The sequence below is a fragment of the Telluria sp. LT2P80 genome, assembly GCF_059685955.1.
The window spans coordinates 384,891-398,748 of the sequence record NZ_JCASIO010000004.1 but is presented as its reverse complement, the minus strand read 5'-3'; the positions used below and the strand labels follow the sequence as shown (position 1 = coordinate 398,748).

The window sequence follows — 13,858 nt, the reverse complement described above, 5'->3', positions numbered from 1 at the left end:
AGCGACAATCACGATGTACGAATCTTATTACGGCCTGTCGGCCAAGCCCTTCCAGCTCCGCCCTGACCCGCATTTCTTCTATGGGTCCAAGGGCCACAAGCGCGCCATGGCCTACCTCGAGTACGGCCTGTCGCAAGGCGAGGGCTTCATCGTCATCACGGGCGAAGTCGGCGCCGGCAAGACCACGCTCGTGCGCAATATGCTGGGCAAACTGCCGCTCGACCAGATCGTGGCCGCGCACATCGTCAACACCAGCCTCGATCCCGAAGACACGCTGCGCATGGTGGTGTCGAGCTTTGGCCTGCCGTACGAAGGCCAGAGCAAGGCCGAGCTGCTCAACCGCCTCGAACAGTTCCTGCGCACGGTCGACCGCCAGGGCAAGCGCGCCCTGCTCGTGATCGACGAAGCCCAGAACCTCAACGCCCGCACGGTTGAAGAACTGCGCATGCTGTCGAACTTCCAGACCGACGAACGCTCGCTGCTGCAGACGTTCCTGCTGGGCCAGCCCGAGTTTCGCGCCACGTTGCACAGCCCCGGCATGCAGCAGCTGCGCCAGCGCGTCATCGCCAGCTACCACCTGGGCCCAATGGATGCGGCCGAGACGCGCGCGTATGTCGAGCACCGCCTGAGCACCGTCGGCTGGCAAGGCACGCCATCGTTCGACGACGGCGCCTACAGTGCGATCTACGCCTACAGCGGCGGCATCCCGCGCAAGACCAACACGCTGATGGACCGCGTGCTCCTGATGGGCTACCTGGAAGAACTGCAGGCGTTCACCGAAGCGCACATCAACGACGTGGTGCGCGACATCTCGGAAGAATTCGACGCGCCCGATACCGACGACCTGGGCGATGCAAACGACCAGAAAATCGGCGGCGACCACGGCAACGAGCCACACCCGGGCGAGCGCCGCGCCAGCGTCGAGCAGCTCGACGAGCGCATGATGCGCCTCGAGAAATCGATCGTGTCGGTGCTGTCGATCCTGAAAAAGATCGCCGCCACGCCACCCAACGCCTCCGGCGCCGCGCCCCACCACCCGGACCACCAGGAATAACCCGCCATGAAAATGACCGCTCCCGCAGCCCGGCCGCGTCCAGCGCCGGGTGAAAAAATCCGCAATGCGATGACCTGCGACGTGGAAGACTACTTCCAGGTGTCGGCCTTTGCCCCGTACATCGACCGCGACAGCTGGCCGACGCGCGAATGCCGCGTCGAAGCCAATATGGAACGCATCCTCGCGCTGTACGAGCGCGAAGGCGTGCGCGCGACCTTCTTCACGCTGGGCTGGATCGCCGAGCGCTATCCCGCGATGGTGCGCCGCATCGTCGAAGCGGGCCACGAACTGGCCAGCCACGGCTATGGCCATCTGCGCGCCTCGGACCAGAGCCGCGCCGAATTCGACAACGATATCCGCTCGGCCAAGGCACTGCTGGAAGACATTGGCGGCCAGACCGTCGTCGGCTACCGCGCGCCGAGTTTTTCGATCGGCCACGGCAATCTGTGGGCGCTCGACGCACTGCACGAAGCGGGCTACAAGTACAGCTCGAGCATCTACCCGATCGCGCACGACCACTACGGCATGCCCGACGCGCCGCGTTTCGCGTTCTACCCGAACGGCCCGGACGGCATCCTCGAAGTGCCGATCACCACGGTGAAGATGGCTGGCCGTCACCTGCCGGCCGGCGGCGGCGGTTACTTCCGCCTGCTGCCGTATGCGCTGTCGCGCTGGATGATGGAAAAGGTCAACCGCGAAGACGGCGAGTCGGCCCTGTTCTACTTCCACCCGTGGGAAATCGACACTGACCAGCCACGGCCCGACGGCCTGGGCGCCAAGGCGAAGTTCCGTCACTACGTCAATATCGACCGCATGGAGCGCCGTCTCGAACAGCTGGCGCGTGATTTCAAGTGGGACCGCATGGACCGCATCTTCCTGGACAAGCCATGAATTCGATCATCGAAGCGGCGCAGGCCCGGCGCGCGGCGCCGGTCGCCGCTGCTGCCGGTCCGCAGACGCTGCATTTGATGACGCCGCAGAGCGCGGCGCGCTGGGATGCATTCGTACGGGGCTGCCCGGAAGCGACGTTCTTCCACCTGTCCGGCTGGCAGTCCGTGATCGAGCAATCGTTCGGCATCAAGACCTGGTTCTACTTCGTCGAGCAGGACGGCCAGATCCAGGGCGTGCTGCCGCTGGCAGAGATCAAGAGCCGCCTGTTCGGCCATTCGCTCGGCGCGATGCCGTTTTGCGTCTACGGCGGCGTGGCCGCCATCGACGACGGCGCGCGCGTACTGCTCGATGGCGCAGCCGATGCGCTGGCGCGCCAGCTCGGCGTGGGCCACCTCGAATACCGCGCCATGGAGCGCGCGCACCCGCACGACCCGAGCTGGCTGACCAAGGAGCTGTACGTCACGTTCCGCAAAGAGATCAGCGCGGTGGATGACGAGAACCTCAACGCCATCCCGCGCAAGCAGCGCGCCATGGTGCGCAAGGGGATCAAGCTGGGCCTGAAGGGCGTGGTCGAGGACAACGTCGACCATATGTTCACGGCGTATGCCCACAGCGTGCTGCGCCTGGGTACCCCGGTGTTCCCGAAGAAGTACTTCGCGCTGCTGCAGAAGACCTTCGGCGCCGAATGCGAAGTACGCTCGATCTACACAACCGACGACCGCCTGGTCGGCTCGGTGCTGTCGTTCTACTGGCGCGACGAAGTCGTGCCCTACTACGGCGGCGGCATGGACCTGGCGCGCGAAGTGGCGGGCAACGATTTCATGTACTGGAACCTGATGCAGGCGGCTGCTGCGCGCGGTTGCCGCCTGTTCGACTTCGGCCGCAGCAAGCTGGGTACCGGCGCCTACGACTTCAAGAAGAACTGGGGTTTTGTTGCCACGCCGCTGCCGTACGAGTACAAGCTGTACGCCACCGATGCGCTGCCGGACAACAATCCGCTGAACCCCAAGTACCAGTTGTTCATCAAGGTGTGGAAAAAGCTGCCGCTGCCGGTGGCGAACTTCCTGGGCCCTTACATCGTGCGCAACCTGGGCTGACAACGTGCAAGACCTGCTGCTGCTGATTCACCGTATCCCCTACCCGCCCAACAAGGGCGACAAGATCCGCTCCTACCACCTGCTCAAGCACCTGGCGCGCGACTACCGCGTGCACCTGGCCACGTTCGTCGACGATGTCGACGACTGGCAGCACGTGCCGGCGGTGGAGGCGCTGTGTGCCAGCAGCCATTTCGTCCCTCTTAATCCACTGCGTGCCCGCGTGCGCAGCCTGGGCGCGCTCGTCAAGAACCGCTCGCTGTCGCTCGACTACTACCAGGATGCCGGACTGGCGCGCTGGGTCGACCAGGCCGTCGCCACGCACGATATCCAGCGCGTAATGGTGTTCTCGTCACCCATGGCGCAATACGCCGACAAGCTGGGCGATGCGCGCCGCGTGATCGACTTTTGCGACGTCGATTCCGATAAATGGCGCCAGTACGCCGAGAAGAAGTCGCCGCCCATGAGCTGGCTATACCGGCACGAAGCGCGCCAGTTGCTGCGCTACGAGCGCCAGGTGGCCAGCCAGTACGACGCGTCGCTGTTCGTCTCCGCGCCCGAGGCTGATTTGTTTCGCAAGCTGGCGCCGGAAAGCGTCGCGCGCATCGGCCACTTCAGCAACGGTGTCGATACCGAATACTTCTCGCCCGAACATGTCTTTGCCAGCCCGTACGCCGCGGGCGAACGCGCCCTGGTGTTTACGGGCGCGATGGATTACTGGCCGAATGTCGACGCGGTGCAGTGGTTCTGCGACGAAGTCTTCCCGGCCCTGCGCGCGCAGGATCCGGCGCTGGCCTTCTACATCGTCGGCTCGCGCCCGAATGCCCAGGTCCAGGCGCTCGGCGCCTTGCCGGGCGTGACCGTAACGGGCACCGTGCCCGACGTGCGCCCGTATATTCGCCACGGCTGCGTCGCGGTGGCACCGCTGCGCATCGCGCGCGGTATCCAGAACAAGGTGCTCGAAGCGATGGCCATGGCCACGCCGACGGTGGTCTCGCCGCAGGCGCTCGAAGGCATCGACGCGGCCCCGGACAGCGAGCTGGCAGTGGCCGATGGCGCACCGGCCTGGATCGATACCGTGGGCGAGCTGCTGGCACGCCAGCACGAACAGAACGCAAGCATGGGCCGCGCTGCACGCGCGCGGGTCGAAGATCACTATAGTTGGCCAAGCAACCTGGCCTGCATCGAGGAGCGACTGGAATGCACGTGACACCCCCATCCGGCATTGCCGGCGCCAAGCTGGACGCCGCGCTGGTCTCTGCTCCTACGCCATTGGCACGCTCGAGCGCCATGCTGATCGCGCTGGCATTGCTCGCGCCCTTCTTCCTGTACCTGGGCACCGCCGAATCGCTGGTCGCGATCTGGAACAGCTCCGAGACCTTCGCCCACGGCTACGCCATCCTGCCGATCAGCCTGTGGCTGATCTGGCGCCGGCGCGACGTGTTCGACGCGATTCCCGCGCGTCCCTGGGCGCCCGCGCTGCTCCTCCTGGCGATGCTGGGGGCCGGCTGGCTGCTGGCGCGCATGGGCGAAGTGCAGGTCGTGATGCAATACGCGTTTGTCGCCATGTTCCCGATCGTGGCGCTGGCCATGCTCGGCCCGCGCCTGGCCGGGGCGCTCGCGTTTCCGCTTCTCTTTCTGCTGCTGGCGGTCCCGTTCGGCGAAGTGTTCGTCGGCCCGCTGATCAACCTGACCGCCGACTTCACCGTGTGGGCCGTGCAGGCCACCGGCATCCCGGTGCTGCGCAACGGCACCCGCTTCGAGCTGCCGACCGGTTCATGGTCGGTGGTGGAAGCCTGCAGCGGCGTGCGCTACCTGATTTCGTCGGTCACGCTGGGCTGCCTGTACGCCTACCTGACCTACCAGTCGACCAAAAAGCGTTTACTGTTTGTGGTCGTGTCGATCATCGTGCCCATCATCGCCAACGGCCTGCGCGCGTACATGATCGTGATGATCGGCCACCTGTCGGGCATGGAACTGGCCACGGGCGTGGATCACCTGATCTACGGCTGGGTGTTCTTCGGGCTGGTCATGCTGCTGATGTTCTGGATCGGCAGCTTCTGGCGCGAAGACGATCCGCTGCCGGCGGCCGAATTGCCGGTGGCGGCGCGTACCCGCCGCGATGGCGTGCCGCCGGTCAGCACGGCCCGCATGGCGGCGATGTGCGCTGCCGTGGTGGCCGTTGCCGCACTTTGGCCGGGCTTTGCCCGCTACAACGACGCGGCCAATCTCAATCCCCAGCCGGTAGAGCTGACGAACGTGGGGGTCGGCTGGCCGCAGGCGGCGCCATTTACCGGCTGGACGCCGCGCTGGGTCGCGCCGGACGCCACTTACCGCGCCACCTTCCGCAACCCCGACGCCAGCGTGCCGGTCTCGCTCGACATCATCTACTACCGCAACCAGCGCAACGGCAAGGCCCTGATCAGCTCCATCAATATGCTCGCCGCGCCCGACGACGCCTGGCATGCACTGGGTGGCTCGGCACGCAGCGAAACGATCGACGGCAAACCGGTCACGCTGCGTGAAACGCGGATGACCGGTCCGGGCGGCCAGTTCCTGGTGTGGCAATGGATGTCGATCGACGGCCATCTGACCTCGAACAACTACGTCGGCAAGCTGCTGCAGGCCCAGGCCAAGCTGCGCTTCCGCGGCGACGATGGCGCCGTCGTGCTGCTGTCGGCGCCGGTGGGCGACGATCCCGACGCCGCGCGCGCTGCACTGCGCGCCTTCATGACGGTGCAAGGCCAGGCGATCGAGCGTGCCATCGAGCACGCGCGCGCGCATTGAACGGGAACGCACGGACCATGCACAGTGATCTGGCGGTGTTGAACGCCCAGCGACCCCTCGTTATTCACCTGGTGTATTCCCTTGATGTCGGCGGGCTGGAAACGCTGCTGGTCGACTGCATCAACCGCATGCCGGCCGAAAAATACCGGCATGCGGTGGTCTGCCTGACCCGCTACAGCGCGTTCGCGGACAAGATCACGCAACCGGGCGTCGCGTTGTATGCGCTGAACAAGCCGCCCGGGAACGGGTTGCGCGTGCACGTCGACTTCTGGAAGCTGATGCGGCGCCTGCGGCCCACGATCCTGCACACCTACAACCTGTCGGCGATGGAGTACTGCTTCACGGCAGCCGCTGCGGGCGTGCCGGTGCGCATCCACGCCGAGCATGGCCGCGATGCCTCCGATCCGCACGGCCTGAACCCCAAGCACAACTTGTTGCGCCGCCATCTCGCGCCGTTCATCGACTGCTATGTGCCGGTGTCGGACGATCTGCAGCGCTGGTTCAGTGAGGTTGTCCGCATCCCTGCGGCCAAGAACCATCTGATCAAGAATGGCGTCGATACCGACCGCTATGCCCCGCGCGCGCAAGCGGTGACGGCCGCGCCGTGGGGCGCCGACGACATCGTCATCGGGGCGGTGGCGCGGGTGCAGGACGTCAAGAACCACGCCAGCCTGGTGGCCGCGTTTGCGCTGCTGCGCGAGCGCCTGCCGGCCCTGCGCGACCGGCTGCGCCTGTCGATCGTCGGCGACGGCCCGTTGTTCGGCAAGATCCAGGCGCAGGTCGCAGAAGCCGGCCTGCAGGACGTCGTGTGGTTGCCCGGTGCGCGCGCAGACGTGGCCGACCTGCTGCATGGCTTTACCATCTTCGCACTGCCCTCGCTGGCCGAAGGCACGCCCGTGTCGCTGCTCGAAGCGATGGCCTGCGGCCTGCCGTCAGTATGCTCGAGCGTGGGCGGGATCCCCGAAGTCGTCGTCGATGACGTGCATGGTATCTTGGTCCCGGTGGAGGTCGACGCGCTGGCCGGGGCGCTCGCGCGCTACGTCCAGGACCCGGCCCTGCGGGCACGCCACGGCGCGGCCGCGCGCGCGCGCATCGAAGACAAGTACAGCATGGCCGCCATGCTCGGCGCGTACACCGCGCTGTACGACGGCCTGTGCGCGCGCAAGGCGCCGGCGCGGCTGCGTCCCATCGTCAACTCTTAACTTCAGCGGAACCAGACAGCATGTGCGGAATAGTCGGCATTTTTGATACCCTCGGCAACCGGGAGATCGACCGCGCGGCCCTGGGCCGCATGAACGAAAGCCAGCACCACCGCGGCCCCGACGAGGGCGAGCTGTATCTGGAACCGAGCATGGGCATGGGCCACCGCCGCCTGTCCGTGATCGACCTGGCCAGCGGCCAGCAGCCGATCGTCAACGCAGAGCGCGACGTGGTGATGGTGTTCAACGGCGAGATCTACAACTACCGCGAGCTGCGCGTCGAACTGGAAGCGCTGGGTTTTGTGTTTCGCACCAAATCGGATTCGGAATCGCTGCTGCACGCCTACCAAGCCTGGGGCCCGGACTGCGTGCACCGCCTGCGCGGCATGTTTGCGTTCGCGATCTGGGATCGCAAGAAGCAGACGATGTTCCTCGCGCGCGACCATGTAGGCGTCAAGCCGATGTTCTACTCGCTGCTCCCGAATGGCCTGTTCGTGTTCGGCTCCGAGCTGAAATCGATCATGACCCACCCCGAACTGTCGCGCAAACTCAATCCGCGCGCGGTCGAGGATTACTTCGCGTTCGGCTACGTGCCCGAGCCGCACACCATTTTCCATAACGCGTACAAGCTCGCGCCCGGCCACCGCATCGTGATCAAAGCGGGCGCACGCGAAGTCACGCCCGAGCAATACTGGGACGTGCCATTCAAGCGCGCCCCGCAGCGCCCGATGCAGGAAATCGAGCAGGAGCTGATCGAGCGCGTGCGCGAATGCGTGCAGAGCCAGACCGTGGCCGACGTGCCGCTGGGCGCGTTCCTGTCGGGCGGCGTCGATTCAAGCGCGGTCGTGGCGATGATGGCGCAGAATAATCCCGATCCGGTCACCACGCTGTCCATCGGCTTCGACGATCCGGAGTACGACGAATCGAAGTTCGCCAGCGAGGTGGCCACGCGCTATGGCACGATCCACCATGCGCAGATCGTGGACAAGGACGACTACGGCCTGATCGACACGCTGGGCCGCCTGTACGACGAACCGTTTGCCGACAGCTCCGCGATCCCCACTTACCGCGTGTGCCAGCTCGCCCGCAAGCATGTCACCGTGGCGCTGTCGGGCGACGGTGGTGACGAGAGCTTTGCCGGGTATCGTCGCTATCGCTTCGCGATGGCCGAGCAGCGGGTGCGCGACAAGATACCGGCGGGCTTGCGCAAGCCTGTATTCGGCACGCTCGGCAAGCTCTATCCGAAGGCCGACTGGGCGCCGCGCATGTTCCGCGCCAAGACCACCTTCGAGGCACTGGCGCGCGACACGGTCGAGGGCTACTTCCATGGCGTGTCGAAGATGCCGGACCGCGTGCGGGCGCAGTTGTTCTCGGATTCGTTCAAGCGCGAGCTGCAGGGCTACAGCGCGATCGAGGTCTTTCTTGGCCACGCCGCCAAGTCGCCGACGGACGACCCGCTGTCGCTGATCCAGTACCTCGACTTCAAGACCTGGCTGCCGGGCGACATCCTGACCAAGGTCGACCGCGCGGCGATGGCGCACTCTCTTGAGGTGCGCGTGCCGCTGCTGGACCATACGTTCGTGGAATGGGCCTCTAGCCTGCCGCCGGACATCAAGCTCGGTGGCGGCGAAGGCAAGTACATCTTCAAGAAGGCGCTCGAACCCTACCTGTCGCACGACGTGCTGTACCGCGCCAAGAAGGGCTTTTCGATTCCGCTGGCAGCCTGGCTGCGCGGCCCGCTGCGCGAGGAGCTACGCGCCGCTGCCCTGTCGCCGCTGCTGCTCGACACCGGCATGTTCAACGAAAAATTCCTGCGCCAGATGGTGGACCAGCATATCGCCGGCAGCAAGGATTACAGCGCGCCCCTGTGGTCGGTGCTGATGTTCGAAACCTTCCTGCGGGTGAGCGCGACGGCATAATTCTGCAATGATGTGTTTTAGGTGCATTCAACTTCTTTTATCGATGTCTTTCGGGTATCAATAAACATACGATATTCCTACCGTATCAATCATTATTGCAACCAGAAATTGCCCTCAAAAACTTGAACGACTCCTAAAATGCATTCAGCAACAGGATTACACTGACTACGAGTGCATTGTAGTGGATGATGCTTCTCTCGCTGATCCACAGACCAATCCCGTTTGATCAAGATTCTGTCAGTAGCTCAACCCCGGCCTTGTACACTATGTTGATTCCCATCACGCTTGTCATTCCATCTTATAACCGTGCGCATCTGATCGCTGAAACGCTCGATTCCGCACTGGCACAAACGACGCCATTTGCAGAGATTATTGTCGTCGACGATGGGTCAACCGATAACACGTGCGACATTGTGGAACGCTACGCGGGACGCGTTCGGTTGATTCGTTCAGCCAACGGCGGTGTGCAGTCGGCACGTAACAAAGGTGTGGCAGCAGCAGTGACTGATTACGTCACCCTGTGCGATTCGGATGACCTGCTTGAGCCCGATTTCGTCACGACGATGGCGACCTGGTTGGCTTCCCATGATGACATCGACGTCGTCTATGTGAATATCCGGCGGTTTCGCGCGGGCGAGATCGAACCTGACCACCTGTCGCTGGGACCTGCCGGATTCCTGGAGGGCGCGACATCGTCGGGCGATTTTTATTGCGACATACCTGAACTTTACCTGCGCCTGTTTACACTCAACTATCTCTACCCGACCGGATGTACGATGAAAAAGTCATTCTTCGACGCCATCGGCGGCTTTGATACGCAATTCAACCGCGTCGGTGCAGAAGATGGCGAATTCACGCTGCGTGCTGCAGCCTCCGGCCATGTTGCCGTGAGCAAGCGGCCTCTCGCGCGTATCCGCCGGCATGAGGGCAACGATTCCGCGGATACGCTGTACATGGCTGTTGGCAGCGCCCAGATTCTCGAGTACGCGTCAAACCATCATCACAACGTGCGGCAGTATGTTCCCCAGTTGCGTGAGATGGTCAGTCAATTGCGCCTACAAGCGGGCAATGAAGCGTATACAAAGGGGCATTTTGATATTGCACGGTCGATGTTTGACCATGCGTACACGCGGCCAATGGGCGTGAAATTCCACCTGAAAAAATTCATCTTGCGGTTGTCGCCCCCGTTGCGCAAACTGGCCTGGAAGTTCACGCAAGTCTGACCAATGCGTCAAACCGGTATGTTCCGCTTGTCAGCAAGTCGTGACCATCAGACGACGGTCCGACCCGATTCGACACTGGCGGAATCATTCCGGATGCGCAACTTCTTGCGGTACCAGAACCCATGAACCGTGCACAGCATGCGCAGCCACAGGGGAGGACGGCGTGTCTGGAAGGACGGTGGTCCGTAGCGTCCGGCCAGGAAATCGGCCACGCCGAGCAGGGCCGTGTCAGCTTGTTGCGTCATACCCCGTACCCGCAAGCGATTAACGTCGAACAGCGAATGGTCCAGCAGCTTCAAGCCAAGCAAACGGCGATGCGCCTCAGGTATATTTTTTTGCCAGAACATCATCTCGTTCCGGAACATCAGGTAGAAGAAATACAGAGGACGTTCTTGCCTGACTGCCAGATCGTGCGTCGCCGTTGTATCGAACACGACCCTGCTGCACCATCCACCGACTGACAGACGCACTCCGATATCGTTATCGTCGAAGTAGGCAAACAGCCGGTCATCGAGCAAGCCAACTTCACGCAGCGCCTGTACCCGGAGCAACACGGCGGTACCGGCCACGCAGAAATTGTCCGGGTGTTCTTCCTGCTGTCGGCGCGCCTCGGCTTCGCTGCTCAGCCAAATGCCATCGCGTGCATGCCAGTCGTGTTTCAATCCCCAGGCATTGTAAAAATTGCCGCCTTCGGTCGGCACAATAACCGGCGACACGGCGCCGCAGCGCGTGTTCTGCACCATGGCGGCGACCAGCTTGACGAGCGTATCGGGCTGCACCGTCGCGTCATTGTTAAGCATCCACACGTAGTCGTAGTCTTCGTCGATGGCGATCTTCAGCGACGTGTTCTGGCCACCGGTGAAACCCAAGTTTTTCTCAAGCCGTAGAATCCGCGCGCCGCGCCCTTCGACGGTTTCACGTAGCGCAAGGTAGTCGGCTTGCGTCGAGCCGTTGTCGATCACCAGGATATCGGCTTGCAAACCATCGCGCTGCATTTGCCCAAGCGAGCCGACGCATTCGGCGGTGGCAGCCGCATTGTTCCAATTCAAGACACTGATAAGTACGCGTGATGGCTTCATAAAACTTCAGGGAGAGAGAATAGCAGCGCCCTGAACGGCGCTACCGAAGATCAGCGCCGGTAGCGCAACGGATCATTGAGCGTGGCGGCTTGAGCGCGTCGGCGCCCAGTCACGGTACCAAGTCCAGAAACTGGCCAGGCCCGCGGCCAGCGGCGTGGTTGGCGCGAAGCCGACCCAGGCCTTGAGCTTGGCAATCGATGCATGCGTGGCCGGTACGTCGCCCAGCTGCATCGGCAAGAATTCCTTGCGCGCTTCGACACCCATCACGGACTCGAGCGTGCGGATGAACTCGAGCACCTGCACCGGATTGTGGTTACCGATGTTGAACACCGTATGCGGCGCGCTCGTGGCCGTGGCCGGCGTCGGCTTGAACAGCAGGCGCACCACGCCCTCGACGATGTCGTCGATATAGGTGAAGTCGCGCGTGAGCAAGCCTTCAGCAAACACAGGAATCGTGGCGCCGCGCATCATTTTCTCGGCAAAGCTGAAATACGCCATGTCGGGCCGGCCCCAGGGACCGTAGACCGTGAAGAAGCGCAGGCCGGTGGCCGGCAACCTGAACAGGTGGCTGTACGAGTGCGCCATCAATTCATTGGACTTCTTGGTGGCGGCGTACAGCGACACGGGCGCATCGACCTGGTCGTCCTCGCTGAAGGGCACCTTGGCATTGTTGCCATACACGCTGCTGCTGCTGGCATACAACAAGTGCTCGATCGCCCCCTGGCGACAGGCTTCGAGGATATTCCCGAAGCCCACCAGGTTCGACTGGATATACACAGACGGATTGTCGATCGAGTAGCGCACGCCGGCTTGCGCAGCCAGGTGCACCACCAGTTGCGGCCGTTCGCGCGCGAACAGCGCAGCAACCTGTGCGGCATCGCTCAGTTCGACCGTGTGGCAGACGACGCCAGCGGGTACGAGCAGTGCGCGCACCCGGTCATGCTTGAGGCGCGGATCGTAATAATCGTTGAAGTTGTCGCAGCCGGTCACCTGATGGCCCATGGCCGCAAGGCGCGCGGCCACGAAGCTGCCGACGAAGCCGGCAGCACCCGTGACGAGGATCCGCTGGGCTGGCATCAGGCGGCCGTCCGGCTGACGCGGCCAATCCCTTCGTAGGCCAGGCCGGCGGCAGCGACGACGGCTGGGTCATAGATGTTACGGCCATCGAAGATCGCCTTGTCACGCAGGATGGTGGCCAGGCCAGCGAAGTCCGGTGCGCGGAATTCTTTCCATTCGGTGACCAGGACCAGCGCATCGGCGCCCTCGGTTGCCGCGGCGGCCGAGCTGACGATCGTCAGCATGGATTCGACGCGCGCAGCACCGTGTTCGCGTTCCAGCACGCGCAGCGCTTCGCTGCTGGCGACCGGATCGTAGGCGCGCACGTGGCAGCCGGCGTCGAACAGTTCCTTGAGCAGCACCAGGCTTGGCGCTTCGCGCATGTCATCGGTGTTCGGCTTGAACGACAGGCCCCACACAGCGACCGTCTTGCCCTTGAGGCCTTCGACGCCGCCGTAGAAGCGCGTGAGCTTCTTGAACAGCACGTTTTTCTGGTTGTCGTTGACCAGTTCGGTCGCTTCCAGGATGTGCAGCACCTGGCCATGGTCGCCACCGGTCTTGACCAGCGCTTTCACGTCTTTCGGGAAGCACGAACCGCCGTAGCCCATGCCGGCGTACAGGAACTGCGAACCGATGCGCGGGTCCAGGCCCATGCCGTGACGCACGGCTTCGATGTCGGCGCCCAGCACTTCGGCCAGGTTGGCCAGCTCGTTCATGAAGCTGATGCGGGTGGCCAGCATGGCGTTGGCGGCGTACTTGGTCAGCTCGGCGCTGCGCACGTCCATCTCGACCAGCTTTTCGTGGTTGCGGCTGAATGGTGCGTACAACTGGCGCATCAGCTTGGTCGCGACGGTGTCGTCGCTGCCGACGACGATGCGGTCCGGCCGCATGAAGTCGTCGATGGCCGCGCCTTCTTTCAGGAATTCAGGGTTGCTCACCACCGAAAACGACAGCGTGCTGCCGCGCTTGTCGAGCTCGCCCTGGATGGCGGCGCGCACCTTGTCGGCGGTGCCAACTGGCACGGTCGACTTGTCGACCACGACCACCGGCTTGTCGATGCGCTGACCGATCGAACGAGCAGCTGCCAGGATGTGGGTCAGGTCGGCGCTGCCATCTTCGTCAGGTGGCGTGCCCACTGCCAGGAACACGCAATCGGCGTGCGCAACGGCTTCGTCGTAACTGGTCGAAAACAGCAGGCGACCTGCATTGGCGTTGCGCTCGACCATATTGTCGAGGCCTGGCTCGTGAATCGGAATGACACCGTTCTTGAGCATTGCAATTTTTTCTTCGTTGACGTCGAGACACAGTACAGTGTTGCCGACATCGGCGAAGCAAGCGCCTGAAACGAGCCCGACGTAGCCGGTGCCAATGATGGTGATCTTCATAATTTATATTGGGGAACTAGGTAACTGAAAAATAGAACCGGGCAGAGCAGCACGGCGAACCAGGCTATTTTTCCACAAATTGGAAAATAATTGCCACACGTAACAAATGCGTACAAAACTTGAATTATAGTATCATGGTTGTCAAAAATTTACGCGTTTGCTCGTCAATTG

The 13,858-nt window shown here is 63.1% G+C and carries 12 protein-coding genes; 9 read left to right on the top strand and 3 right to left on the bottom strand.

Annotated elements, in window-relative coordinates; translation table 11 throughout:
• Positions 1 to 13: 13 nt before the first annotated feature.
• From AC56LW_RS13535 to AC56LW_RS13495, 9 genes are all read left to right on the top strand, one after another.
• On the top strand, positions 14 to 1,054 hold the full coding sequence (locus AC56LW_RS13535) for an XrtA/PEP-CTERM system-associated ATPase (protein WP_332531854.1): 1,041 nt from the start codon (positions 14 to 16) through the stop codon (positions 1,052 to 1,054).
• A gap of 6 nt (positions 1,055 to 1,060) precedes the next feature.
• Positions 1,061 to 1,945, top strand: coding sequence for an XrtA system polysaccharide deacetylase (locus tag AC56LW_RS13530; RefSeq protein ID WP_499635028.1), 885 nt, complete (start codon positions 1,061 to 1,063; stop codon positions 1,943 to 1,945).
• A complete protein-coding gene (locus AC56LW_RS13525) occupies positions 1,942 to 3,042 on the top strand; it encodes a FemAB family XrtA/PEP-CTERM system-associated protein (RefSeq protein ID WP_499635026.1) in 1,101 nt (366 codons plus the stop codon). Before AC56LW_RS13530 ends, AC56LW_RS13525 begins: the two co-directional genes overlap by 4 nt.
• A 4-nt stretch (positions 3,043 to 3,046) precedes the next feature.
• Positions 3,047 to 4,249 (top strand): TIGR03087 family PEP-CTERM/XrtA system glycosyltransferase, encoded by a 1,203-nt coding sequence (locus AC56LW_RS13520; RefSeq protein WP_499635023.1) that lies wholly within the window; start codon positions 3,047 to 3,049, stop codon positions 4,247 to 4,249.
• The gene (xrtA, locus tag AC56LW_RS13515; RefSeq protein WP_499635020.1) at positions 4,240 to 5,826 is read left to right on the top strand and encodes an exosortase A; all 1,587 of its coding nucleotides are present in this window, start codon (positions 4,240 to 4,242) and stop codon (positions 5,824 to 5,826) included. The genes AC56LW_RS13520 and xrtA overlap by 10 nt, the downstream gene beginning before the upstream one ends.
• Before the next feature lie 17 nt (positions 5,827 to 5,843).
• Positions 5,844 to 7,028, top strand: coding sequence for a TIGR03088 family PEP-CTERM/XrtA system glycosyltransferase (locus tag AC56LW_RS13510; RefSeq protein ID WP_499635018.1), 1,185 nt, complete (start codon positions 5,844 to 5,846; stop codon positions 7,026 to 7,028).
• A 20-nt stretch (positions 7,029 to 7,048) separates the two neighbouring features.
• A complete protein-coding gene (locus AC56LW_RS13505; RefSeq protein ID WP_499635015.1) occupies positions 7,049 to 8,944 on the top strand; it encodes an XrtA/PEP-CTERM system amidotransferase in 1,896 nt (631 codons plus the stop codon).
• A gap of 73 nt (positions 8,945 to 9,017) precedes the next feature.
• Entirely contained in the window at positions 9,018 to 9,170 is a 153-nt protein-coding gene (locus tag AC56LW_RS13500; RefSeq protein WP_499635297.1) for a glycosyltransferase family 2 protein, read from the top strand.
• 40 nt (positions 9,171 to 9,210) lie between these two features.
• The gene (locus AC56LW_RS13495) at positions 9,211 to 10,167 is read left to right on the top strand and encodes a glycosyltransferase family 2 protein (RefSeq protein ID WP_499635012.1); all 957 of its coding nucleotides are present in this window, start codon (positions 9,211 to 9,213) and stop codon (positions 10,165 to 10,167) included.
• A gap of 47 nt (positions 10,168 to 10,214) precedes the next feature.
• Here AC56LW_RS13495 and AC56LW_RS13490 read toward each other — a convergent pair whose 3' ends face one another.
• The 3 genes from AC56LW_RS13490 to AC56LW_RS13480 all read right to left on the bottom strand — a co-directional run bounded on the left by AC56LW_RS13490 (position 10,215) and on the right by AC56LW_RS13480 (position 13,687).
• Complete coding sequence (locus tag AC56LW_RS13490) at positions 10,215 to 11,246, bottom strand: glycosyltransferase (RefSeq protein WP_499635009.1); 1,032 nt, start codon at positions 11,244 to 11,246, stop codon at positions 10,215 to 10,217.
• A 72-nt stretch (positions 11,247 to 11,318) separates the two neighbouring features.
• Entirely contained in the window at positions 11,319 to 12,323 is a 1,005-nt protein-coding gene (locus AC56LW_RS13485; RefSeq protein WP_499635006.1) for an NAD-dependent epimerase/dehydratase family protein, read from the bottom strand.
• On the bottom strand, positions 12,323 to 13,687 hold the full coding sequence (locus AC56LW_RS13480; protein WP_332531846.1) for a UDP-glucose dehydrogenase family protein: 1,365 nt from the start codon (positions 13,685 to 13,687) through the stop codon (positions 12,323 to 12,325). Before AC56LW_RS13480 ends, AC56LW_RS13485 begins: the two co-directional genes overlap by 1 nt.
• Positions 13,688 to 13,858 lie beyond the last annotated feature (171 nt).

Excerpts from the sequence above, each read along its gene's own strand:
- AC56LW_RS13535 (WP_332531854.1), top strand. The coding sequence starts at position 14 with ATGTACGAATCTTATTACGGCCTGTCGGCCAAGCCCTTCCAGCTCCGC.
- AC56LW_RS13530 (WP_499635028.1), top strand. The coding sequence starts at position 1,061 with ATGAAAATGACCGCTCCCGCAGCCCGGCCGCGTCCAGCGCCGGGTGAA.
- AC56LW_RS13525 (WP_499635026.1), top strand. The coding sequence starts at position 1,942 with ATGAATTCGATCATCGAAGCGGCGCAGGCCCGGCGCGCGGCGCCGGTC.
- xrtA (WP_499635020.1), top strand. The coding sequence starts at position 4,240 with ATGCACGTGACACCCCCATCCGGCATTGCCGGCGCCAAGCTGGACGCC.
- AC56LW_RS13510 (WP_499635018.1), top strand. The coding sequence starts at position 5,844 with ATGCACAGTGATCTGGCGGTGTTGAACGCCCAGCGACCCCTCGTTATT.
- AC56LW_RS13505 (WP_499635015.1), top strand. The coding sequence starts at position 7,049 with ATGTGCGGAATAGTCGGCATTTTTGATACCCTCGGCAACCGGGAGATC.
- AC56LW_RS13495 (WP_499635012.1), top strand. The coding sequence starts at position 9,211 with ATGTTGATTCCCATCACGCTTGTCATTCCATCTTATAACCGTGCGCAT.
- AC56LW_RS13490 (WP_499635009.1), bottom strand. The coding sequence starts at position 11,246 with ATGAAGCCATCACGCGTACTTATCAGTGTCTTGAATTGGAACAATGCG.
- AC56LW_RS13485 (WP_499635006.1), bottom strand. The coding sequence starts at position 12,323 with ATGCCAGCCCAGCGGATCCTCGTCACGGGTGCTGCCGGCTTCGTCGGC.
- AC56LW_RS13480 (WP_332531846.1), bottom strand. The coding sequence starts at position 13,687 with ATGAAGATCACCATCATTGGCACCGGCTACGTCGGGCTCGTTTCAGGC.